At 36.2% G+C, this 23,122-nt stretch carries 20 protein-coding genes; 4 read left to right on the top strand and 16 right to left on the bottom strand.

Annotation, left to right across the window (positions count from 1 at the left end; all coding sequences use genetic code 11):
- Window positions 1–90: 90 nt before the first annotated feature.
- Entirely contained in the window at window positions 91–1,107 is a 1,017-nt protein-coding gene (gene tsaD / locus BW926_RS06450; RefSeq protein WP_076445309.1) for a tRNA (adenosine(37)-N6)-threonylcarbamoyltransferase complex transferase subunit TsaD, read from the bottom strand.
- Window positions 1,108–1,111: 4 nt separating this feature from the next.
- Between tsaD and BW926_RS06445 the strand changes: the two genes are divergently transcribed.
- The 3 genes from BW926_RS06445 (at window position 1,112) to BW926_RS06435 (ending at window position 6,956) form a co-directional block, all read left to right on the top strand.
- Complete coding sequence (locus BW926_RS06445) at window positions 1,112–5,905, top strand: translocation/assembly module TamB (RefSeq protein ID WP_076445306.1); 4,794 nt, start codon at window positions 1,112–1,114, stop codon at window positions 5,903–5,905.
- Between the two features lie 134 nt (window positions 5,906–6,039).
- Complete coding sequence (locus BW926_RS06440; RefSeq protein ID WP_034682046.1) at window positions 6,040–6,510, top strand: Lrp/AsnC family transcriptional regulator; 471 nt, start codon at window positions 6,040–6,042, stop codon at window positions 6,508–6,510.
- A gap of 68 nt (window positions 6,511–6,578) precedes the next feature.
- Window positions 6,579–6,956 carry a hypothetical protein gene (locus tag BW926_RS06435; protein ID WP_076445304.1) on the top strand — a complete coding sequence of 126 codons (378 nt, stop codon included), beginning with the start codon at window positions 6,579–6,581 and terminating at the stop codon, window positions 6,954–6,956.
- A gap of 225 nt (window positions 6,957–7,181) precedes the next feature.
- Here the strand turns inward: BW926_RS06435 and BW926_RS06430 are convergent, their stop codons facing one another.
- The 15 genes from BW926_RS06430 to BW926_RS06360 form a co-directional block, all read right to left on the bottom strand.
- Window positions 7,182–8,126 (bottom strand): transketolase family protein, encoded by a 945-nt coding sequence (locus BW926_RS06430; protein ID WP_076445302.1) that lies wholly within the window; start codon window positions 8,124–8,126, stop codon window positions 7,182–7,184.
- Window positions 8,127–8,182: 56 nt separating this feature from the next.
- Window positions 8,183–9,034, bottom strand: coding sequence for a transketolase (locus BW926_RS06425; RefSeq protein WP_076445300.1), 852 nt, complete (start codon window positions 9,032–9,034; stop codon window positions 8,183–8,185).
- Between the two features lie 108 nt (window positions 9,035–9,142).
- On the bottom strand, window positions 9,143–9,658 hold the full coding sequence (locus BW926_RS06420; RefSeq protein WP_076445298.1) for a hypothetical protein: 516 nt from the start codon (window positions 9,656–9,658) through the stop codon (window positions 9,143–9,145).
- A 220-nt stretch (window positions 9,659–9,878) separates the two neighbouring features.
- Entirely contained in the window at window positions 9,879–11,318 is a 1,440-nt protein-coding gene (locus tag BW926_RS06415; protein WP_076445296.1) for a sodium:solute symporter, read from the bottom strand.
- 254 nt (window positions 11,319–11,572) lie between these two features.
- Window positions 11,573–11,872, bottom strand: coding sequence for a GNAT family N-acetyltransferase (locus tag BW926_RS06410; protein WP_076445294.1), 300 nt, complete (start codon window positions 11,870–11,872; stop codon window positions 11,573–11,575).
- Between the two features lies 1 nt (window position 11,873).
- On the bottom strand, window positions 11,874–12,272 hold the full coding sequence (locus BW926_RS06405; RefSeq protein WP_076445292.1) for an OsmC family protein: 399 nt from the start codon (window positions 12,270–12,272) through the stop codon (window positions 11,874–11,876).
- Entirely contained in the window at window positions 12,272–12,490 is a 219-nt protein-coding gene (locus tag BW926_RS06400; protein ID WP_076445290.1) for a (4Fe-4S)-binding protein, read from the bottom strand. Before BW926_RS06400 ends, BW926_RS06405 begins: the two co-directional genes overlap by 1 nt.
- 1 nt (window position 12,491) lies before the next feature.
- The gene (locus BW926_RS06395; protein WP_076445288.1) at window positions 12,492–13,070 is read right to left on the bottom strand and encodes a TMEM175 family protein; all 579 of its coding nucleotides are present in this window, start codon (window positions 13,068–13,070) and stop codon (window positions 12,492–12,494) included.
- Window positions 13,067–13,603, bottom strand: a complete 537-nt coding sequence (locus tag BW926_RS06390) for an NADPH-dependent FMN reductase (RefSeq protein ID WP_076445336.1) — start codon at window positions 13,601–13,603, stop codon at window positions 13,067–13,069. Before BW926_RS06390 ends, BW926_RS06395 begins: the two co-directional genes overlap by 4 nt.
- 24 nt (window positions 13,604–13,627) lie before the next feature.
- Entirely contained in the window at window positions 13,628–14,530 is a 903-nt protein-coding gene (locus tag BW926_RS06385) for a pirin family protein (protein WP_076445286.1), read from the bottom strand.
- 182 nt (window positions 14,531–14,712) lie between these two features.
- Entirely contained in the window at window positions 14,713–16,146 is a 1,434-nt protein-coding gene (locus tag BW926_RS06380) for an MFS transporter (RefSeq protein WP_076445284.1), read from the bottom strand.
- A 160-nt stretch (window positions 16,147–16,306) separates the two neighbouring features.
- The gene (locus BW926_RS06375) at window positions 16,307–17,119 is read right to left on the bottom strand and encodes a hypothetical protein (RefSeq protein WP_076445282.1); all 813 of its coding nucleotides are present in this window, start codon (window positions 17,117–17,119) and stop codon (window positions 16,307–16,309) included.
- 243 nt (window positions 17,120–17,362) lie between these two features.
- Window positions 17,363–19,036, bottom strand: a complete 1,674-nt coding sequence (gene asnB, locus BW926_RS06370) for an asparagine synthase B (protein WP_076445280.1) — start codon at window positions 19,034–19,036, stop codon at window positions 17,363–17,365.
- 316 nt (window positions 19,037–19,352) lie between these two features.
- Window positions 19,353–21,017, bottom strand: a complete 1,665-nt coding sequence (locus BW926_RS06365; RefSeq protein ID WP_083672276.1) for a GLPGLI family protein — start codon at window positions 21,015–21,017, stop codon at window positions 19,353–19,355.
- A gap of 244 nt (window positions 21,018–21,261) precedes the next feature.
- Complete coding sequence (locus tag BW926_RS06360; RefSeq protein WP_076445278.1) at window positions 21,262–22,467, bottom strand: RsmB/NOP family class I SAM-dependent RNA methyltransferase; 1,206 nt, start codon at window positions 22,465–22,467, stop codon at window positions 21,262–21,264.
- A 182-nt stretch (window positions 22,468–22,649) separates the two neighbouring features.
- Here BW926_RS06360 and BW926_RS06355 point away from each other — a divergent pair, with 182 nt between their 5' ends.
- Window positions 22,650–22,997 carry a zinc ribbon domain-containing protein YjdM gene (locus BW926_RS06355; RefSeq protein WP_076445276.1) on the top strand — a complete coding sequence of 116 codons (348 nt, stop codon included), beginning with the start codon at window positions 22,650–22,652 and terminating at the stop codon, window positions 22,995–22,997.
- The last annotated feature ends 125 nt before the right edge of the window (window positions 22,998–23,122 follow it).

The raw sequence follows: 23,122 nt of genomic DNA, 5'->3' as shown, positions 1-23,122 counted from the left end.
AGCTCGTGAATATTTACATTTAATCAAAATATTTTCAAAGGACTGAAACCCTTTGCTTTTTACGTCACCACTTCGTGGCTCCGCATTCTCCTACAAATCGTATTTTGCTGTCGCCGTTGTCCTCAAATCCGTAAATTCTCTTCTTTCAAATTTCAACTGTGCCACCATGGCAATCATTGCTGCATTATCGGTTGTGTATTCAAATTTTGGGATGTAAATATTCCAGCCCAGCTTTTCATTATTGTCTTGCATGGCTTTTCTTAGGGCAGAATTGGCGGAAACCCCGCCTGCGATTGCTACTTCTTTTATGTTTAAATCTTTTGCTACTTTTTCTAATTTATTCATTAAAATTTCAATGATGGTTTTTTGTACAGAGGCACAAAGATCATTGATATTATTTTTTATGAAGTCATTCTCTTTTTTAACTTCTTTTTGGATAAAATATAATACAGAAGTTTTTATTCCGCTGAAAGAATAATCGTAATTCTCTAGTTTTGGTTTATTAAATTTAAAAGCGTCAGGATTTCCCTCCCTGGCCAGCTTATCAATGATAGGTCCTGCAGGATAGTCCAGGTCAAAGATTTTTCCGATCTTATCGAATGCCTCTCCGGCCGCATCATCAGTGGTTTTCCCGATGATTTCCATATCAAAATAATCTTTCACCAGAACAATCATGGTGTGTCCACCGCTTACGGTAAGGCATAAGAACGGAAATTTTGGCGGCATAGGATTTGCATCGTCAATGAAATGGGCTAAAATGTGCGCCTGGAGGTGGTTTACTTCAATTAAAGGAACGTCCAGACTCATTGCCAATGACTTAGCAAATGATGTTCCGACAAGAAGTGAGCCTAAAAGTCCGGGGCCGCGCGTAAATCCTATCGCAGAGATTGCATTTTGTTGTATATTTGCTTTAGTTAGAGATTTTTCAACAACGGGGATGATATTTTGCTGATGTGCACGCGATGCCAGTTCAGGGACGACACCGCCATATTCCTTATGGATTACCTGATTCGCTGCAATATTCGATAGAATAGAATTTCCCTTGATGATAGCTGCTGATGTATCGTCACACGACGATTCAATACCTAAAATTATAGAGTCGCTCATAATAATGGCAAAGTTAGAGAATAATAACGAGAATGAGAACAAAAAATCAGTAGCTGAAAACTTAGGTAATCAGGTACAAAAAGCTGTTGAAAATGCAGAAGGTGTTGTAAAGGAAACAGTTAAGGAGGCGTCTGAGCTGGCTTCAGATGCTATTCATCATCCCATTGAGACGGCTGAAGAGTTTGGTAAACAGGCGGTGAAGGATGTTACCAGTTATTCCTGGTGGGCAAGGCTTCTGCTCATTCTTTTCTGGCTTGGCTTGGGGCTTGTGGGTGCCATTTTCATTATTATTAATCTTCCGGTAACTAAGCAATGGGCTGCAAACCAGGCATTACAGATCGTCAATAGAGATTTTAAGGCACAGATGTCTACTCAGAGTGTTGAAGTAAATTTTTTTGGAAATGTAAAGATAAAGGGCTTAAAAATCAAAGATTATAAAGGTTATGATTTTATTGAGGCTAAAGAGTTTACAGCAAATTCCGACTGGTTTTCACTTGCTACCAATATAGGAAAAAACAATTCTTTAAGTTTCAATTCGCTTACTTTAAAAAATGCGGATGTAAAAGTCATTACCTATAAAGGAGACAGTATTTCCAACTTCATACGCTTTACCCAGTTATTTGACAGCGGTAAAAAAAGAGATCCCAATAAACCTCCATTTCAGCTAAACTCAAGATTGCAAATCCTTGATTCTAAGGTTTCTATTGTCAATCAGAATTCCCCGGGTGAGGCAGGAAAATGGCTTACTGCTACAAACTTTAATTTGAAAGCTCCCAACGTAAAAGTAAATGGAGCCAATATTTCAGCTTTAATCAACAATATGTCTTTTGTTACAAAAAGATGGGGAAAATCTCATTTTGTAGACACATTTTCCACGGAATTGTCAATGACGTCGGATTATCTTTCTTTAAAGGACCTTACCCTCAATACAGATCATACCCTTTTGCAGGGAAATATTAAATTTCATTTAAATAAAGGTTCGTGGGCCGAGTTTGCAGACCGTGTCCGCTGGGATATGAATCTTCATCAGGGAAGCCAGTTAAGTGGCTATGATATAAGCTATTTTGTGACCAATTGGGATAATTTCAAGCCATTTAATGTTTCTGGTAAAATGACTGGCCCACTGAATAATTTTTATCTCGAAAATTTTCTTATCCGAAATCCAGCGGTAAATATTGCTACCAAAACGATGAAGGTGAAAGATCTTCTGAAAGGTAAATTTTTAATTGAAACCAATAATCTTTCAACAGATTTTACCTATAAAGATCTGAAAGCAATGATGCCTTCCTTTATTTCTAAAAAAATGAAGAACTTTGCTGATGATTTTGGAAAATTAAAATATAATGGATCTGCAAGGGTAAATCCTGATCAGGTCTATGTTTCCAATGGAAATTTAATGACCGGAATAGGGCAGGCAAAAATTACAAAATTTTCACTGACAGGCTATAGCACGCCAATGCCGAAATATGTAGGGATTGCTGAGGTAAAAGACTTAAACACATCCGTCATTACCAAGAATAAAACTGTCGGATTGATCTCGGGAAGATTTGACATTAATGGACAGAGTTTTGATGTAAATACCATGAAACTCACCACAAAATCTCAAATTTCCAGTATTGAGATCATGAACAAGGAGATCAATAACCTTTATCTCGACGGATTATTGGATCATAAAAAATATAACGGATTAATTACTGTTAATGACGAACAGGCGAAGGCTACGGTAAAAGGATTAATTGATTTCAGTACTTCAAGGATTTCTATGAATGTGGATGCTGATGTTAATTATTTAAATATGAATTATTTTACTAATAAGCCCGGAAACCAGATTGTAAGTGGAAAGGTAAGCGGTAAAATGGCCATGTCTTCCATCAATGATCTTACATTGGATGTTGATGCAAATAATATCAATTTTGCAACAGCGACTCAAAAATATACGATTCCAAATGCAAAAATGAAGACCTTTATTGAAAATGGAGGCCGTGTCATTGATGTGGATGCACCGGGAGCAGTTAATGGTAAAATATCAGGACGATATAACCTTGGTGATCTTGCCGGAATGGTGGAAAACGGTTTAAACAAAATTTTAGTAGGGCCGACTCCAAGAAAAATGTACAGAGGGCAGAATTTTACAATGAGTTTTGATGTTCAGCAGGGGTTGGTGAGTTATTTCATGCCTGATCTTAAGATTCCTCAGGGGGCAAAAGTAGAAGGCCAGTATGACGGAAATTCAAACAACCTGATCCTGAATGTAGATGCTGCTTCTTTGAAATATATTATGACCAAAGTTGAGGAAATCACAGAAGCTGATAAAGCATTAGCCGCGGCGAATCCTGAATATAAGATCAATGAAAGGGATAAGGTCACCAGAGACAGTGCGCTGGTTGACAGTGTCATGGTGAGGATTAATACAGCTAATCTGGATGAGCAAATTTTTGCCAAGATCAACAGAGTAAAATACAATAAGAACATCCTTAAAGATATTACCTTAAGCGGCAGAAATGAAAACAATACAATACTTCATTTAGCTACAAAATTCAAGCACGGAAGTTCGGAAGAGGAATTGGATGATCAATTGAAAGAATATGCTATCAATATTAATCAGTCAACCAATAATGCAGGAGATTTTGTTTTCCGTTTTGAGCCTACACAGGTGAAATTTAATCAAGTGACCTGGACCATTGATACGAGCCCGGATCTCAATCACTCCATTACCTACAGGAAGAAAGAAGGGGATTTTGACATCAGAAACCTGAGGATTTACTCTGATAACAGTGCACTGTTTGTGAAAGAAGCCCAGTTCAAATCTGCTAAGGATTTTTATCTGGATGCTGAAGTAAAAGATTTTGCCATAGAAAAGCTTCTGGAAATGGATGCAGGTGGAAATTCTCTAGATCTTCAGGGGCTGGCAAATGGAAGTGTTAAGATTAAAATGGATAAAAGCACGCTTCAGCCTTTGGTAGATATGACGGTTGATGATATCAGGATGAATGGAAATGATATGGGAGATATTACCATTTCTGCAACCAACGGATTTTCATTAAATGTTTATGATATTGATATTAAGGTAAATTCTGCCGGGGTTATAGGAAATAACAGCCTTCATGTAACCGGAACTGTCAATAACAATACAGCCTCGCCAACCATTGACCTGACTGCAGAAATGAGAGATTTTGATGTAGCTTTTGCGCAGCAGTTTGTCAAAACTGTTTTTGGAAATATGCGAGGGAAGGCTACAGGAGACCTAAAGATTACCGGTAAATTCAATGACTTGGATTACAGCGGGGATATTGGTCTGAAAGGTTTCGGACTAAAGCTTCTATTCACCGGGGTAGATTACTCTTTTGGGAATACGGTAATTCCTTTGTCTAAAGGGTTAGCAATTTTAAATAATATTGAAGTTCACGACGGAAGATCAAATTCCAACGGAAATATTTCCGGAGCTATTCAGTTTGAAACACTTTCTTCAATGGGGGTGAACCTCGTGATGCGTGCTGATAATTTATTAATGTTGAATACCACTCAGAAAGATTTTGATCTGTTCTGGGGAAGGGTTTACGGGCAGGGTGACTTATATGTTGACGGGCCAGTTTCAGGATTAAGTATTACTACACCTAATATGAAGGCTTTGAACGGAAGTACGTTTACTTTCAATTCCGGTTCTACATCTAATGTGGAAGAATTTAAAATGTTGAGATTCTTAAATGAGGGGAAAGATGGTCTGGTAACACTTGAGAAAAAGAAAAAGGCTGGGGCAAATATGAATATCGATTTCTCTTTGGATGTAGATAAGGGAACTACAGTAAATGTTTTAATTGGTGATGATGTAGGAAACATTATGGTAAAAGGGGCGGCTGAAAAACTGCGTTTTCAGATGAGCAGACAAGGAAATATTGCAATGAATGGTGCTTATAAGGTAGATAATGGTACTTTTGTTTCTAAAGCAATTCTGAATAAAACTTTCCAAATCCAAAAAGGAAGCAGTATTCGCTGGGATGGGGATGCAATGAAGCCAGCTCTTGATATCACGGCAAACTATGTAAGAATGGTATCTAATGCTGGGGAATATCTTAATCTAGGAAAACTGCAGCCTATCAGTATTTTGCTTCAGGCTAATATTTCACAATCCCTCATTGATCCTAAGGTAGATTTAGGCGTTACTGCGATGGATGTTTCAAGCCAGGTAAGTGAGACGCTGGCGGCCAAGATGAGTCAGGAGGGAGAAAAAGTGCTCCAATTTGGATCTGTGCTTCTATTAAGTAGTTTCAACGTTTCCAATACAGGTGGAGTGGATGTAGATGTGGCAGGGGTAGCAAAATCTTCCGGATATAATATGCTGTTAAAACAATTAGGCTCTGTTCTGAACACAATGAGCAATGAATTTCAGATTGATCTTAATTATGTTCAGGGTGATCAATATTCCAATACTGGAGACCGTGCCAATGCAGGGGTGAGCTTTGCTCTTTCGCCAAGGATTAAAGTAAAAACAGGCCTCGGGATTCCTTTAAATAAAACTGAAAATACAGAAGCCAATTATCTTTCCGGGGAGGGTACCATTGAATATGATATTTCTAAAAAGAATGATGGAAGTCTGATCTTAAGAGGGTATTCCAAACCGTCAAACATAGGTATGGTAAACGGTGCCGGATCAAACGGTACTGCTAATCAGGCTTATGGAGGGGGAATTGTCTGGAGTAAGAGCTTTAATTCTTTATTCAAAAAAAAGAAAAAAGATAAAAAAGTTCAAGATTCTAAAAATGAAATAAAAACAGATTCTACAAAATCAGAAGCAAAATAATTGTAAATTTTTAATGATTTTTATCATCTGTGTTAATTATTGTTAATGTTTGATATAATTTTTTTAGTTAAATTATTTTTTATAAATTTGCAAAAAATACATAGATTTTTTAAGAAAATTGTAATTTAACTAATATGAACTATCAACTGGACGAAATAGACAAGAAAATTCTTGATTTCTTAGTAGAAAACACAAGAATGCCTTTTACTGAAATTGCAAAACAGATGGATGTGTCTGCAGGAACAATTCACGTAAGAGTGAAAAAGATGGAAGATGCAGGTATTATTTTGGGATCATCTCTTAATATCGATTATGGAAAATTAGACTATCATTTCACAGCCTTCATCGGGATTCTTTTAACAAAATCAAACAGAACTCAGGAGGTTTTAAAAGAATTATCAACGATTCCAAACGTAATCGAAGCTAGTGTTATTTCTGGGAAATATAATATTTTCTGTAAGGTAAGAGCGAAAAATACGGACGACGCTAAAAGAATTATCTATCAAATAGATGATATTCAGGATGTAATGAGAACTGAAAGTATGATTTCTATGGAAGAGTATCTAAGTGACAAAAACAGACTGATTAACGCGATCTCTATCTAATTCAAATTTTAAACGAATTATATAAAAGAACTTATGAAATTTCTCGTAAGTTCTTTATTTTTGTATCTATGGAAGAATACAGCTATTTTGATGAAGATCCAAAAAAAGGATGGGGTTTTATTCTGGCATTTGCGGCCTTATTGTTATTTACTGTAATGGGGTTTGGGATTGATCTGGATGAATATCTGCAGCATGAGACATTAAATATTCCGGCTTGGTATGCTTATACTGTTTTTGCGATCGATGCATTAATGGTCATAAGTCTCATTTTAATGTTTTTCTACCGTAAAATTGGCACCTTTGCCTTTCCTGCGTTGTTGGTTTTGCATTTCTTTATGCATAATTATTATTTATCGACATTTTTATACACAGACGTTACGAATCTTTTCCTTTTTACAGGCTTTGGAATGTTAGCAATTATCCCAAAATGGAAGTTTTTTAGATGATGACCAATATTAAAAAAAATTAAATTTTATATAATTTTATTGGAAATTTGCAGAGTGCAAAGGCTTTTTAATTTTAAATGCTGTTTTTAAGAAGCAAGAAAAGATTTTCATTTTATACATAATCAATTTTATCAAAGATAAAATCCTTGCGCCTTGCGAATTTCCAACAAATCCAAAATAAAAAAGCATCCAAAAAGGATGCTTTCATATTATTTTAAAATAAAATTAAGCTAAAATTCTCTTCACAGCCTCTTTCACCGCAGCAGCATCGATTTTATATTTTTTCATCAATTCAGCAGGAGTAGCAGATTCTCCAAAAGTATCGTTTACAGCAACGAATTCCTGTTTTGTTGGCCTTTTTTTAGCTAACATTCCCGCAATAGATTCACCCAAACCACCAATGTAATTGTGCTCTTCTGCAGTTACAATTTTTCCTGTCTTTTCAACTGATTTTAAAATGATTTCTTCGTCCAAAGGCTTAATTGTGTGGATGTTGATTACTTCACAAGAAATTCCTTCTTTTTCAAGCTCATCCGCAGCCATCAGAGATTCCCATACAAGGTGTCCGGTAGCAACAATAGTTACATCCGTACCTTCCTGAAGCATGATTCCTTTTCCGATCTTGAAAGGCATATCTTCCGGAATGAAAACCGGCACCGTAGGTCTTCCAAATCTTAAATATACAGGACCTTCATGATCAGCAATAGCAATGGTGGCAGCTTTAGTCTGATTGTAGTCACATGGGTTAATAACAGTCATTCCAGGAAGCATCTTCATCATTCCGATGTCTTCCAAAACCTGGTGTGTTGCCCCGTCTTCACCCAAAGTAAGGCCTGCATGAGATGCACAGATTTTTACATTTTTTCCGGAGTAAGCGATTGACTGACGGATCTGGTCATACACTCTTGATGTAGAAAAGTTGGCGAAAGTTCCCGTAAAAGGAATTTTGCCTGTAATACTCAAACCAGCAGCAAGCCCCATCATATTAGCTTCAGCAATGCCCACTTGGAAGAATCTTTCTGGTGCTTTTTCAATGAATTTTTCCATTTTTAAAGAACCGATAAGGTCTGCACAAAGCGCTACAACATTAGGATTCTTATCGGCAAGCTCAGCTAATCCGGCTCCAAATCCTGAACGTGTATCCTTTTTTTCTGTATATGTATATTTCATTATTGATTTAAAAATTAAAGATTTAAAAATTACTTATTACTAATTACTTATAATAATTAATAATCCGCAGGAGCTTCTATATATAATTGTTTGAAAGCAGTATCCAATTGCTCATCGTTAGGAGCTTTACCGTGCCAAGCGTGGGTTCCCATCATGTAATCCACTCCGTAGCCCATTTCTGTATGAAGAATAATGGCAACAGGCTTTCCTTTTCTGGTTTCTGTTTTTGCTTTTTCCAAAATAGCGATTACGGCTTCAAGGTCGTTACCGTTTTTCTCATTAAGGACGGTCCATCCGAATGCTTCTAGTTTAGCATGAAGATTTCCAAGGCTCAGTACATCATCAGTATCACCGTCAATCTGGCGTCCGTTATAATCAATGGTAGAAATGATATTATCCACTTTTTTTGCAGCGGCATACATCAATGCTTCCCAGACTTGTCCTTCCTGCAATTCACCATCGCCGTGAAGTGAGTAAACAAGAGAGTCATCACCATCTAATTTTTTACCTTGAGCAACACCAAGAGCCACAGAAAGTCCCTGCCCAAGAGAACCCGAAGCGATTCTTACACCCGGAAGCCCCTCATGAGTGGTAGGGTGCCCCTGTAATCTTGAATCTAATTTTCTGAAAGTTCTCAACTCATCCACCGGAAAAAAGCCGAATCTGGCTAAAGTAGAATAAAATACCGGTGAAATGTGCCCGTTTGAAAGATAGAAATGATCTTCATTTTTACCTTCCATTGTGAAAGGAAGCTTATAGTTCATTACTTTTCCGTAAAGGGCTGTGAAGTACTCAGTACAGCCTAAACTTCCTCCCGGGTGGCCGGAATTTACAGCATGAACCATTCTTAAAATGTCTCTTCTGATTTGCGTAGTAAGAGATTTTAACTCTTCGATACTTTTACTCATTATATAAGATTTATTTGATCGCGAATTTACAATTTTTTACTGGGTTACGGAAATACAAAAATCCGGACATAAAACCCGGATTATGAATTATTTAAATATTTTGATACTTTAGCAGCCCTCGTTGATGAAAACCGACATCTCAGTTACAATATTATTTACGATTGTAAAGCTAAGAGTGGTTCCTGCATCAAGGTCGTTTAATACAAAATTGCTTGAGTTGTTCTGCTTGTTGCCTTTATCGTCATAGTTGGGATAAACGCTGTAACTCGGGTAGTTTTTATAAGCATTAATGATATCATCTTTTGTGCTTCCAATCCCGATTCCACTTTTTGTTTTAAATTTTTTACTTTTTGTGGAAAGTCCCTGGATCACCATTTTTCCATTTTCTTTACCCTGATCGTCATAGTCTGTATTGGTGGCGATTAAAATTGTTTCGCCATTGTATTTTACAACATTTTTGAGTTCATAGTTGGTTTGCTTTAATTTTATCCCGAATTTATCAGCTTCATCATTTTTCATAAAAATTTTATACGGCCCAATTCTCAATGTGGAAATTTCAAATTCCTGGGCAGAAATAAAGCTTACAGAAAAGGCTAATAAGATTAACGGAATAATTTTTTTCATGATTTAATATTAAGTTTAATATTCTGAGTTTTTCGTTTAAAGTTAATAATTTTGTGTCACTCATGTAATTCTGACGAAGGAAGAATCTCTAGATAATTTTTAGATTACATCTTCATTAATCAATAAATTTTGCGGTAATTATTCAATAGGAACGGGCTTTAGCCCGTTTAAAATAAAAAGATTCTCAAATTTGGCTTCAGCCCAAACTTAAAAATCGGCCTTACTTCTTCCTAATCAGCCAAAGCCCGATAAATGTCAGTAATCCATTAATAATCAAAAGCTCCAATCCGATTTTAAAATCTCCGAAGAGATTTTCCTGATACTTATCGATAAAGAATGATATTACCGGCGCAGCAATGCAAACGTACGGAACCAATTTGTCCTTAACTTTATATTTCGTGAAAATTCCGAAGGCAAAAAGCCCTAAAAGCGGCCCGTAAGTAAATCCTGCCATTTTAAGAATTAAACCAATCATGGAATTATCATTAATAATTTTAAAAATAATCACCATAATCAGGAAAGACAAAGCAACAATCAGGTGAATATTTTTTCTGAATTTCTCTTTCTTACCATTGTCCCAATGTGTTTTTTCTCTCATCCCGAAAATATCGATACATAAAGAAGAGGTCAGGGCTGTCATTGCCCCATCCGCGCTTGGGAAAAGTGCTGAGATCAATGCCACGATAAAAATGATTGAAATGAACGGCGGCATATGGTTCAGTGCAATATCCGGGAACAGCTGATCTCCAACGCTGCTCACATTTTCCTGAGCTCCATAAAGATGCAAAAGACCGCCCATATAAAGGAAAAGCGAAATTACCCCAAGCAAAATGAAGCCTAATGTCACCATATTTTTCTGGGAGTCTTTCAACCTGGTTACGGATAAGCTTTTCTGCATCATTTCCTGATCAATTCCCGTCATGGTAATTGTGATAAAAGCTCCTGCCAAGATCTGCTTTATAAAAAAACTTTTCTGATTTGGGTCGAAATCAAAGATTTTTGTATAGCCTTTTTCATTCATTACTGTAAAACTTTCATCCAAGCTTAAACCTAAATGATTAAGCATATAAATCGTACAGATGATTAATCCTAAAAGCATACAGGAAGTCTGCAGCGTATCCGTCCAGACAATGGTTTTTACTCCTCCTTCGTAGGTGTAAAGAATGATCATTGCTAAAATAATCAGCGTGGTTACAATAAACGGAACGCCTAAACTGTCAAGAATGGAAACTTGTAAAATATTCACCACAAGATATAACCTCGCCGTAGCTCCTACCAATCTGGAAACAATAAAAATCCAGGCCCCTGATTTGTAAGAAAACTGCCCCATTCTTTGCTGAAGATAACCGTAAATTGACGTTAATTTTAACCGGTAATATAAAGGAAGAAGAATATATGCAATCACAACATATCCGATCAGATATCCAATGGTGATCTGCAGGTAAGTAAATTTGTCGTTTCCTACTGCTCCCGGAACGCTCACGAAAGTTACCCCTGAGAGCGATGTTCCGATCATCCCGAAAGCAACCAGCATCCAATTACTTTTACGGTTTCCGATGAAGAAACTCTCATTATCACTCCCTTTTCCGGTGCGGTAGGCTACCCAGAGCAGCAATGCGAAATAGATGATAATGATAGACAATAATATAATTGGCGACATATTTATTCAATTAAAATTTTACAAATATAGTTTTTTTATGTTCTGTTGAAAAAGAAAAACCCTTCCGGATTTTACTCTGGAAGGTTTCTGTATTTTAGTCTGTTTGTGATGCTTCGACGGGCTCAGCGTGGAAGCGTTGTAAATTTGCTGTTAAATAAGACAGTTAGTATTAATAATGTTATGCTGAGCTTGTTGAAGCATCATTGAGATTTAGATTAAATTTAAAATAATCAATCTCAAATCTTAGCCTGAAACTAAGCCTGCGTCTGATTTACCAGAACATCCTGGAGCTCTTCATGTTTCTGGAAGGTAGCTTTAGCAAAAGGGCAAAGCGGGATAATGGTTTTTCCATTTTTTCTTGCAAAATCTACTGCCGCCAAAAGCATATCTTTTCCTACGCCTTTTCCGTTGTATGCTTCTTCCACCTCAGTATGGTCTATGATAAATCTTTCGTCTCCGGCCCACGTATAGGTCATTAAACCTGCTCGGTTTCCGTCTATGAATGCTTCAAAATTTCCGTGTTTTTCGCCGTTGTTTTGTTTTACTTCAGTCATATTATGAAAATTTGGTTAGTATTTCTATTTCGTTTGTTAGTATTTTATGTATTGGACAGGCATCTGCAATGGTGGTAAGCCTTTTCATTTGTTCTGCATCAAGATTCGTACCTTCAAAGCTGATATTTCTTTTGAAAACAGCTCTTTTGGTCAGGGAAAAATTTTCCAGCTCTACTTCCACATTAATTTTTTCAACCTCCCATTCTTTTCTGTCGATGTACATTCTCAGTGTTGCTGCTGTACAGCTTGCAAGAGAAGTTGCGAGGATCTCTAAGGGATTGAAACCTTTATTCTGGCCTCCTTTATCTACAGGTTCATCTGTGATTAAAGTATTTTCTCCGGCTAGTACTTCTGTATAATATTTTTCTTTTCCTAAGGTTGCTTTTACAACTATCGCCATTATTTTTCAGTATTGAATTTATAACTTAAAGCACCGGAAGGGCATAAGTCAATTTGATTTTTAAGTTCTTCAGGCGTTGCATTTTCAGCCTTCAGCCAGGGTCTTTCTTTAGGGTTATATACTTTAGGAAGTGTTTTTACACAGATCGCAGCGTGGATGCATTTTTTCGGCTGCCAGATCACGGTAATATCTCCGTTGATGTATTCGTGTGTTTCCATATCAATTTTCTTTTAAGGATTTTTCAATTCTTTTGTCAGGAATCAGCCATATTAAAGCTACAATGTAGTATAAACCAATGGCAAGATAAGGATAAAAAAACGAAGCTGAGAATCCGGAAACATAAAACACAATAGAAATATATTCTTTGGATTTGTTTCGGATAGCTTCTTTTAATCTTGAAGTTTCACCCTCATTTTTTATAATTAAATTTTCTAAAATAGTATAAGCCACAGCGCTCATGATCAATCCTATACCATAGGCTGCAACAGGATTTTTGGCAAAATGGGTTTCCCCGATCCATTCTGTGGCAACAGGCATCAATGAAAGCCAGAACAGCAGATGGAGATTGGCCCATAGAATTCCTCCGTTCACTTTTTTTACGATCTGAAATAAATGATGATGGTTATTCCAATAAATTCCGATATAAATAAAACTGAAAATATAAGCTAAAAATTTGGGTAGGATAGGTTTAAGACTTGCCCAGGTATCACCTTCCGGCAGTTTAAGTTCAAGTACCATAATGGTGATAATGATGGCAAGGACACCATCGCTGAAGGCTTCTATTCTTCCTTTTGTCATTGGTTTTTCATCTGATTTTTAAAGTTGGCTATTTTGTCTTTCAGTTCTTTCAGTATATCCGGATTGATGACACCGCTTTCGAAATCAAAATTTTCATAAAATTTCGGAAGGGAAAAAGTATCTTTAATATCCGCCCCGAAATTCGGGAAGAATGTTTTTGCTGTATTCATCACATTTCCACCACCATAGCCTCCGGGGGAGGTAGACATCAGAAACATTGGTTTATTGTGAAATACCTTTACATCAATCCTTGAAGCCCAGTCAAAAAGATTCTTAAAGGCTGCGCTATAAGACCTGTTGTGCTCGGCTAATGAGCAGATGATGACGTCACATTCTTCAATAACCTTCAAAAAATGGTGGGCCTCATCCGGAAAGCCTTTCTTTTCACGGTCAACAGAAAAAACAGGCATGTCAAAATCATTAAGGTCTATTAAATTAATCTCTTCGTCCTGAAAGTCTTTCAAAACAAATTTTACCAATTCTCTGTTGATAGAGGTGGAAGAGGTGCTTCCTGCAAATGCTAATATTTTCATCATTTTATTATTTTTGAAATTAAATTACGGTTTTCTGTTTAAAATTGCTTTCGGAAGCGGAACATATTCTTCTTCATCGCCCGGAACCAAAGGGAAAGCTTCATGATTCTGATCGTGCCAGTCTACTTTTGCTTTTTCAATCAATTCTTTGTCTGAATTTACAAAATTCCAGAATATAAAACGCTCTTCATCAAAAGGTTCGCCTCCGAAAAGATAAACCGTTCCGTTTTCGCTCATATCAAATTCGCATAGTTTTGTATCTTTGGCTATCATTAATTGTTTGGAACCGTAAGAATTTCCGTCTGTAGAAACTGTTCCGTCTAAAACGTACATTGCAGCTTCTCCATAAAGGTCTTTTCCAATGCTGATTTTTTTGGCGTCTTTCGTTTTAATTTCAATAAAAAATAATTTGCTGTGAACTGGCACCGGGGATTTTTTGTCAAAAGCTTCACCCGCAATGAGCTTATACTGAACCCCGTCTTCCTTCCAAACCGGAAGTTCGTCGGCTTCGGTATGATGAAAGCTGGGCTCTGATTGTTCCAAATGTTTCGGAAGCCCCACCCAGATCTGGAAGCCGTGGAGTCTTTTGTCAGAATGTCTCAGGTATTCCGGTGTTCTTTCTGAGTGTACAACGCCTTTTCCTGCCGTCATCCAGTTAACAGCTCCGGGCTGGATTTCAATGGCGCTTCCCACACTGTCTCTGTGGAAGATTGACCCTTCAAGAAGATAGGTTAAAGTTGAAAGCCCGATATGCGGATGTGGCGGAACATCAAGGTTTTGATAATCTTTCAGATCTGCAGGTCCCATGTGATCAATAAAAACAAATGGTCCGACCGCTCTTTTTTCGCGGAATGGCAGCAGTCTTCCGACTAAAAAATTTCCTATATCTGTTGATTTTTCTTCAATGATAAGTCCGATATTTGACATGATAAGTAAAGTGATTTTTTATTTTTGTTTAAGCTAATGTAATTAATTCTCCAATGTTTATGGTAGTTTAAGGAAATTAAAGTTGGTCATATGCGTGGAATCTTTGATCGACAACACGCTTCCATTCTGGATTTTTTTTAATGAATGAAAAAATATAAGGGCAAAAAGGAAGTGCTTTCTTTTTATGGTCTTCTATATAATGCAGTGTTTTCTTCTTTCGATTTCATATTTTTTCCATCTGAAATGTGTAGCCTTCGGAAAACAAAGCCGGATAAAATGGTAAGAATTCCTATCGTTAAAAATGTCCATCGGAAAGCATTATGGGTTTCATTATTGATCAGCTCCGGACTATTTTCGAAAATTTTTAAGACGATTAAGCCAAAAGCAATCCCGAAACCGATCGCAAGCTGCTGATTAACCGAAATTAATGAATTCCCACTGCTGGTCTGGAAGTTTCTGAGATCTGCAATGGAAATAGTGTTCATCGAGGTAAACTGGATGGAATTAAAAAATCCTAAAACGGCAATAATAGGAACAAACCAATATATAGATGAATGAATATCGGGAATAGCCAAAATACAGATCAATGTTCCAATCACAAAGGTATTGGCCATTAAGGTCTGCCGGTAGCCGAATCTGTCTAAAATTTTAATGACATAAGATTTTCCAAACATAGCTGTAATAGCCATCGGGGCAATGATCCAACCGGAAGTGACTGCCGACTGCTTGTATGCAATCTGAATCATCAAAGGCAGCAATAAAGGTACGGAACTGATTCCCAGCCTTGTTGCAAGGTTCCCGATAATGCCAACCCGGAATGTTCTTACCTGGAAAAGGTTTAAAGGAAAAATGGGGCTCTCATCCCGCTTAGCATGCCGGTAATAATAATACATAAAAAGAAAGCCTAAAATGAAAATAATCAAAACCGGAGTCGTATTCTGCATATTCCCGAAAAGCTCCAACGAAATGGAAAGCAGGAGAGAAGCGGCAGCAAAAATCAGGAATCCTTTTAAATCAAAATCTACATTGGAAGATCTGTAATTAGGCATGAATTTTAACCCTAATGTAATTCCCAGCATTCCAATCGGAATATTGATTAAAAAAATCCAGTGCCAGGAAAGGTAATCAACCATATAACCTCCCACCAAAGGTCCTAAAACCGGCCCGATCAGCGCAGGTATAATAGCGAAATTCATCGCCTTTAATAATTCATTTTTATCAAAGGTTTTTATTAATGCCAATTTTCCTACAGGAGTCATCAGACTTCCTCCAACTCCCTGGATAACACGCGATATTACAAGATGTGTAAGGTTTTGAGAAAAAGCACAAAATAAAGATCCCAGACTAAATAATATTAAAGAAAAAATAAAAACCTTTTTCGTTCCAAATCTGTCGGCTAAAAAACCGCTTGCAGGCATGAAAACTGCCAGTGTAAGCACATAGCTGATAATTGCATTTTGCATATTGAGCGGAGATTCCTGCAAATCTTTCGCTATAGACGGTAAAGAGGTGTTAAGAATTGTAGAATCAAGCATCTGCATGAAAATTGCAGTCGCAAGAATCAGTGGTAATATTTTTTTTATTGAATTATTCGGTTGATTGATGACTTCTGACATTTTTATTTTTACTGGAAAATCCAGGTTTATTTTTAATTCAGGAAATGAGAATGTTATGCTAAAGCAATATTTATTCCTTAATAAAATATTACAAAATCTTTTGTGACTTTTGTGGTTAAATATTAAAAAAATCCTGCGAAATTTCACAGGATTTTAATTTTTATTTTCTAGGCTTTTCAACTCCTTTCCACTCGTCGCCGGCTTTTCTGTACTGGCTTAATGAGTACGTTTTGAAGTCTTTAGTTTTGTATTCGATGTTGTCGGTATTCTGCTCGAATGGCATGATGTAGTAATAATCTACGTCTGTTTTGTCAGTTTTCGTACCTTTTTTCACCGAAGGGACGTATTTCGAGAATTTGTAGTTGGGAAGATACTGTTTCACTCTTGCGTAGAAATCTTTGTTGTCCTTTTCATTAGGAATGATGTCTACAATATTGAAATCATCTTTTTTCTTATCAATCCAAAGGTAATAGGTTTTGTCCTCTCCCGTATTTCTGTTGTTTGAATTGAAGGCATAAAGCTCTTTCGGTACCAGCTCCTTGATTTTTTCAGGGTCTACTTTTGTATAGTACTGACCTTTTGACGGGTCTACATAGGTCTCAAGGTTATACATCAATACAGAATTATTTTCAAAATTTTTGTTCTTGAAATATTGATTCAGAGATAATTCTGCAGTTTCTCTTAGTTCTTTTCCTCTTGTATCCAATGTTTTGGTAGGGTTCTGGGGGTTTACTTTCTTCACAAATTCGTATAAAACCACAGGCTTTATATCTTTAAGGTGAGGATACGTTTTAAGCTGCTCAGCTTTTGCCAGCCAATAGTATTGTTGATAATAATCGTCTTTATCTTGGTCCTTCACATTTTTATACACCATTGCCAGTTTTTTAGAGCTAAGATATTTGCCGTATTTACCCTGTCCAAAAGCAAAAGTCATGGATAATAAAGCAAATAAGATAGTAATGTTTCTTCTCATTTTTTTATAATTGATTTTTCGTTTTCCAAATATAATTATTTATTAGATATTATTTTGATTAACGGTTAAATTTTGACAATATTATTATCGTTAATTCAAAAGAAAATCCCGTATTGCTACAGGATTGATAAATTTTACTTGAGAAGTTAGAAATTAGAAGCGGGAAATTAGTTTAAAAACTCATCACTCATCACTCATCACAGTTTCGCTAAAACTCTAAAACCCTCAGACCCCTCCCTTAAACTATTTTCCATACGATGTTTCATGCACCTTCACTGCTCTGCCACTCGGATCGTTCATATTTTTAAAAGCTTCGTCCCATTCCAAAGCTATAGGAGTAGAGCAGGCAACTGAAGGTACGGAAGGCACTGTCGCAGCAGCTGTTTCGCTTGGGAAATGTTCTTCAAAAATACTTCTGTAGCGGTATTCTTCTTTATTTTGAGGAGTATTCAATGGAAACCTGAATTTCGCATTCGCCATCATTTCATTGGTTACCTCTTTTTCGGCAACGGATTTTAAAGTATCGATCCATGAATAGCCAACCCCGTCAGAGAACTGTTCTTTCTGTCTCCAGACGATAGAATCGGGGAGGATGTCTTCAAAAGCCTTTCTTAATACCCATTTTTCAATTTTTCCTTCTGCGGCGTTTACCATTTTATCTTTTGGGTTAATGGTCATTGCAATATCCATAAATTCTTTATCTAAAAAAGGAACGCGCCCTTCAATTCCCCAGCTCATCAAAGCTTTATTGGCTCTTAAACAATCATAGAGATGTAGTTTCCCTAACTTTCTCACCGTTTCATCATGGAATTCTTTTGCATTCGGAGCTTTATGGAAGTATAGATATCCTCCAAACAGCTCATCTGAGCCTTCTCCGGAAAGCACCATTTTTATCCCCATAGACTTAATGACTCTTGCCAAAAGGTACATCGGAGTAGAAGCTCTTACCGTCGTCACATCGTAAGTTTCCAAATGATAAATCACATCACGAATGGCGTCCAAACCTTCCTGAACCGTGAAATTTACTTCATGGTGAACTGAGCCAATATGTTCCGCTGCTTTTTGTGCTGCCGCCAGATCCGGCGAACCTGTTAAGCCGACCGCAAAACTGTGTAACCTCGGATACCAAGCCTCCTGTGTATCTCCACTTTCAATTCTTTGTCTTGCAAATTTTGCAGTAATTGCCGAAATAACAGAAGAATCTAAACCGCCGGAAAGTAAGACTCCGTAAGGAACATCGCTCATCAGTTGCCTGTGGACGGCATCTTCAAGGCCTTTTCTTAATTGTTCAATATCAGTTGTGTTGTCTTTAACTTGGTCAAAGCTTTCCCAGTCTCTTTTATACCACTGCTGAAGTTCGCTTCCATCTTTACTGTATACAAAATGTCCCGGTAAAAATGTTTCGATTTTTTTGCAAACACCTTCCAAAGCTTTTAATTCTGAAGCTACATAATAGTTTCCGTTTTTGTCCCAGCCCTGATAAAGAGGACAAATTCCCATATGATCGCGGGCTATCAGATACACATCATTTTCAGTGTCATATAAAGAGAAGGCAAAAATTCCGTTAAGTTTTTCGATGAAATTTTTTCCGTATTTTTTATAAAGTGATAAAATTACTTCACAATCAGATTGAGTCTGGAATTCATAATCGGGAAATTCTTCCTTTAATTCTCTGTGATTATAGATTTCTCCATTTACCGCCAAAACTATTTTCCTATCCTTTGTAAATAGAGGTTGTTTTCCTGAAGTAGGGTCTACAATAGCGAGCCGCTCATGAGAGAAAATTATTTTATCATCCTGAAACACACCACTCCAGTCCGGACCTCTGTGACGTATCTTTTTAGACATTTTCAGGACCTGAGGTCTTAAAGCTTCGGTTTTTTGTTTGGCATCAAACAAACATACAATTCCACACATTTTATTTTTTTGTTTTGAAGCGAAATTAGATTACTAATTTAAAAATAACAATAATAAAAATAATTTAATTTATATTTTTAATTAAATAACATTATTTTAAGAAATATTTTAATTTAAATGATGGAAAATCGTTATTTAAGTTAATTTTTTTCGTTGCTAGTTTAAATACAAATTGCATACGAAATAAAAATGACATATTTATTAATCTATGATAATTAATTATAGAAATTTTAGCCATTACTTTGTCGCTCGAAATAATTTTTTTTCATCATTTGTGTTTTTACCTTCTTGCAATTCAGTTTGCGAGAAGGTTTTTTTATTCAGTTCCTAGCAAAACCCCGGAAACATTCCAATGACTGAAACTTGTCCCTTCGGTAGGCCCCTGTGGAATTTTCACCTGTATGGTATGCTTTCCGGCTTTTAAGTACCCAAGCGGAATGAAATTAGGATTGGTAACCGTTCCCGGACACCAGTTTGACCTGCTTAAATCTGAAGATGAAAGACCATTCGGAAAGTTTCCTGATGCAGGATTATAAAGACGGTAAGAGCCACAGTCTGATCTCCATGGTATAAAAGAATAGGTCATTTTCCCGTCAAGAAAGATAGAATTAGTTTTAGGTACGAATTCATCGCCATTTTCCCATCCACCATGACCTGTTGTGATGTATTTTAGCTGTGCGTTTTTCAAGTCTTTTTTTAATGTGAATTCTACAAATAAACCTTTGTCGCTATTAAACATTGTAGAATAGTCCTGCCCCGCCATTTCCATGATATTCAGTGTGTTGAATAAAGGTATTATTGCATTATTCTTATAAATATTCTGGTTGCTTTTGTGAATGGTGATTTCCAGGCTTACTTTATGACCGCCTTTGTCATAGTTTCCGATGAATATCCCTACCCATAATTCTTTTTCTGATAAAGAAGGTTGAAGATCGGTAATATCCTGACGGTAAGGGTTTATTGTCTGCCAGTTTTTATCTTTTAACTGAATATGGTTAAATTTATTCACTCCGAAAGCGGTAAAAAATCTCATCATTTCAATTGCCGGACTATAATTGTCTGTAGCGGTTATTCCGTAATATTGCTTTCCGTTTCCGTTATCATAGGCAGGAAGGGTTTTTGCCCCTTTTTCAAGGCCGTCAAAAAATGATTGGGACTTATCCTGCGGAATAAAAAAAACAGTACCCGTCCTGTCATAAGCATCGCCATTTGATTGCTGTTTTACCTCAACGAAAATATTTTCGCCTTCCGAGATTTTTGGAAACTTAATTTTTTTAAGAATAATGGTTCCGTTTGCGAATTTTTTTATGTTTTCATCAGGTTTGGATTCATCAGAAAAATTAATAGTTTCATTATCGAAAACTTTCAATGTGGTAAATCTACTTTTCCAAAGAAGATACTTATAGCTAAGTTGGTCAGTAGAATTAATTGAGCTTTTAAGGATGTCTTCAATATCAGTTTTCTTTACTTTTTTGATGGATTTTGCTGTTATTAAAGAATTTTTATTTCTTTCAATTTCTAAAACCAAGCCAAGATTTTGGCCAATTGGTGAAGGACCTCCCTGGATTTTCAAATCATTGGTGTACCAAACTTCAATGGTGTTTGAGTTAATCTTTGTTACAGCTTTCCTACAGGTGTATCCTAAGATGTTTTTTGTTTCTTTAGTGAGTTCAAAAGTTTGTTTTTTAATAGATTCTGGGTCTGAAGCTGAAATAATTTCGTCAGGCTTTAAAAAACCAAAAGAAATTACCGTATTGGATGGTTTTTCAATTTTAGTTATTTCAAAAGGATATTCTTCTTTTTTTTCTTTTATTTTGTTATTTAAGATGAAATTTTCTTTTTCATTTGCCCAAACGAGAGTAGGTGATTGTTCAGTTAAAATCTTACCATTATAAGAATTAATATATTGTATTTCGTATGTCTGTGTGAAAGACAAATAGTATAAGAACATAAAGAAAAATAAGAAAATTCTTTGATACATATTTAAAGATTTGTTTTTTTACAAAGATAAATTTTAGTTAACATAATATCAGCTTTGTGAATTTTTATACTAGTTTTTAATCGTATTGGAGTGAAAGAATATGTAAAAGTTACGCTCATACGAAAAGTGTTACAAAGAATTATTGAATAATAGATTTTTATTTTTACGTGTAAATGCTAAAGATCAATAAAAAACTACCCAAAAGGCAGGGTAGTTCAGGTAATTTATTTTTTTAAACATTTGTTTAAGAAATTCTTTCTATCAAAGCCATATAAAATCCATCGTAGCCTTCGCTTGGCATCACTTTTTCGTCTTTTATCATTTTGAAGTTAGGATTGTTTTTTAGGAATTCTTCTACCTGCTCATTATTTTCAGAAGGTAAAATCGAGCATGTTGCGTAAACCATTTTTCCTCCTTTTTTAAGCATTTTTGAATAATCCTGAAGAATCTGCTGTTGTTCTACCTTGATCCGGTCAATAAAATCCTGATCAATTTTCCACTTGCTGTCCGGGTTCCTTTTTAGAACTCCAAGACCTGAGCATGGCGCATCAATAAGCAATCTGTCTGCTTTTTCATGAAGCCTTTTGATCACTTTATTGTCTGTAATCAGGCGGGTTTCGATGTTGTGTGCACCGGCTCTTTTTGCACGGCGCTTCAGTTCTGCCAGCTTCCAATCGAAGATATCCAATGCGATGATCTGTCCTTTATTCTGCATCAAAGCTGCCAGGTGAAGAGTTTTTCCGCCGGCTCCTGCGCAGGCATCTACTACTCGCTGGCCTTCTTTCACATCAAGAAAATATCCGATTTTCTGGGAAGATGCATCCTGAACTTCAAATAATCCTTCTTTAAAAGCTGTTGTAAGAAAAACATTCTTTTTTTCTTCTAATTGTACTGCATCGGGATAATTTTTAATAGGATAAGAAATTACGTTTTCATCAGAAAGGTCTGAGATAAGCTCTTTTGTGGTGGTTCTCAGTGAGTTTGCCCGTAAAACAGTCGGAGCCTGCTCGTTCAGGGCTTGCATTTCTTTTCCCCATTTTGAGCCTAATTCCTTTTCTAATGTTTCTGCAAGCCAGTCAGGAATAGAATATTCTATAGCTTTTGTAGGAACTGTACCCTTTTTGAGCTTAGTAAGGATATCGGCGATTTTTATTCCGTCAAATTCTTCAAATTTTTTATAATTTGTTTTGCTCCAAAGCAGATAAGCAATGATCAGTTTATAAACATTGTTAGGCTTTACCCCTTCGCCCATATAGTATTCAAGGCGTTTTTTCCAACGGATGATATTATAGAAAATCTCAGAAACAACGGCTCTATCCTGGCTTCCCCATTTTTTGTTGGCTTTCAAAAGTCTTTCGATTACTTTATCAGCATATTTATTTTTCTCGAAAAATGTTTCCTGTAAAGCATCGTGAATTCCGATTGCCAGGTTTCTGTGTATCAATTCCATAAGATTGGGCTCTGCTATTTTCAATCTGCAAAAATACGAAAATTTAAACTTTATATAGTTATAAATTATAAGTTATGAATTATGAGTTAACTTCGCTAATCTTTATACTCTATGAACTTATAATTCATTAATTTTTTAACTCATAACTCAAAAATCCTACCTTTGCAAAAAAATAAGAAAATATGAGTGATACTGTACCTTGCCCAAAATGCGGCTCTGAATTTACTTATCCGGGTGATAATAATATGATGATGTGTTCCCAATGCTTTTATGAATGGAATCCGGAAGAAACGGCTGCCGATACATTAAACGCCGGTAAAATTTTAGATTCGAATGGTAATGAATTACAGGATGGCGATTCTGTGGTGGTCATTAAGGATCTTCCTGTGAAAGGAGCTCCCAAACCAGTGAAAGCCGGTACGAAAGTGAAAAATATTCGTTTAAGACCTGATAGTGATCATAATATTGATTGTAAAATTGATGGTTTTGGATCAATGGCCCTGAAATCAGAATTTGTGAAAAAAGCATAAAAAAAGGAAAGAATTGGACAGTGTAATCTTTCAAAAAACTGGATCGCAGATTGCTGATCTTCGTTTTTAGGAGGCAGAAAGAGAATTAACCAAAAATTTCCTTATGCTGTGGAGATACAAATGTA

Origin of the sequence: Chryseobacterium sp. RU37D, from assembly GCF_900156075.1 — a bacterium.
Lineage (GTDB): Bacteria > Bacteroidota > Bacteroidia > Flavobacteriales > Weeksellaceae > Chryseobacterium.
This window is presented reverse-complemented; position numbering and strand designations above follow the sequence as displayed.

Bases quoted from the DNA above. Each gene is read 5' to 3' on its own strand.
- tsaD (WP_076445309.1), bottom strand. From the start codon at position 1,107: ATGAGCGACTCTATAATTTTAGGTATTGAATCGTCGTGTGACGATACA.
- BW926_RS06445 (WP_076445306.1), top strand. From the start codon at position 1,112: ATGGCAAAGTTAGAGAATAATAACGAGAATGAGAACAAAAAATCAGTA.
- BW926_RS06440 (WP_034682046.1), top strand. From the start codon at position 6,040: ATGAACTATCAACTGGACGAAATAGACAAGAAAATTCTTGATTTCTTA.
- BW926_RS06435 (WP_076445304.1), top strand. From the start codon at position 6,579: ATGGAAGAATACAGCTATTTTGATGAAGATCCAAAAAAAGGATGGGGT.
- BW926_RS06430 (WP_076445302.1), bottom strand. From the start codon at position 8,126: ATGAAATATACATATACAGAAAAAAAGGATACACGTTCAGGATTTGGA.
- BW926_RS06425 (WP_076445300.1), bottom strand. From the start codon at position 9,034: ATGAGTAAAAGTATCGAAGAGTTAAAATCTCTTACTACGCAAATCAGA.
- BW926_RS06420 (WP_076445298.1), bottom strand. From the start codon at position 9,658: ATGAAAAAAATTATTCCGTTAATCTTATTAGCCTTTTCTGTAAGCTTT.
- BW926_RS06415 (WP_076445296.1), bottom strand. From the start codon at position 11,318: ATGTCGCCAATTATATTATTGTCTATCATTATCATCTATTTCGCATTG.
- BW926_RS06410 (WP_076445294.1), bottom strand. From the start codon at position 11,872: ATGACTGAAGTAAAACAAAACAACGGCGAAAAACACGGAAATTTTGAA.
- BW926_RS06405 (WP_076445292.1), bottom strand. From the start codon at position 12,272: ATGGCGATAGTTGTAAAAGCAACCTTAGGAAAAGAAAAATATTATACA.
- BW926_RS06400 (WP_076445290.1), bottom strand. From the start codon at position 12,490: ATGGAAACACACGAATACATCAACGGAGATATTACCGTGATCTGGCAG.
- BW926_RS06395 (WP_076445288.1), bottom strand. From the start codon at position 13,070: ATGACAAAAGGAAGAATAGAAGCCTTCAGCGATGGTGTCCTTGCCATC.
- BW926_RS06390 (WP_076445336.1), bottom strand. From the start codon at position 13,603: ATGAAAATATTAGCATTTGCAGGAAGCACCTCTTCCACCTCTATCAAC.
- BW926_RS06385 (WP_076445286.1), bottom strand. From the start codon at position 14,530: ATGTCAAATATCGGACTTATCATTGAAGAAAAATCAACAGATATAGGA.
- BW926_RS06380 (WP_076445284.1), bottom strand. From the start codon at position 16,146: ATGTCAGAAGTCATCAATCAACCGAATAATTCAATAAAAAAAATATTA.
- BW926_RS06375 (WP_076445282.1), bottom strand. From the start codon at position 17,119: ATGAGAAGAAACATTACTATCTTATTTGCTTTATTATCCATGACTTTT.
- asnB (WP_076445280.1), bottom strand. From the start codon at position 19,036: ATGTGTGGAATTGTATGTTTGTTTGATGCCAAACAAAAAACCGAAGCT.
- BW926_RS06365 (WP_083672276.1), bottom strand. From the start codon at position 21,017: ATGTATCAAAGAATTTTCTTATTTTTCTTTATGTTCTTATACTATTTG.
- BW926_RS06360 (WP_076445278.1), bottom strand. From the start codon at position 22,467: ATGGAATTGATACACAGAAACCTGGCAATCGGAATTCACGATGCTTTA.
- BW926_RS06355 (WP_076445276.1), top strand. From the start codon at position 22,650: ATGAGTGATACTGTACCTTGCCCAAAATGCGGCTCTGAATTTACTTAT.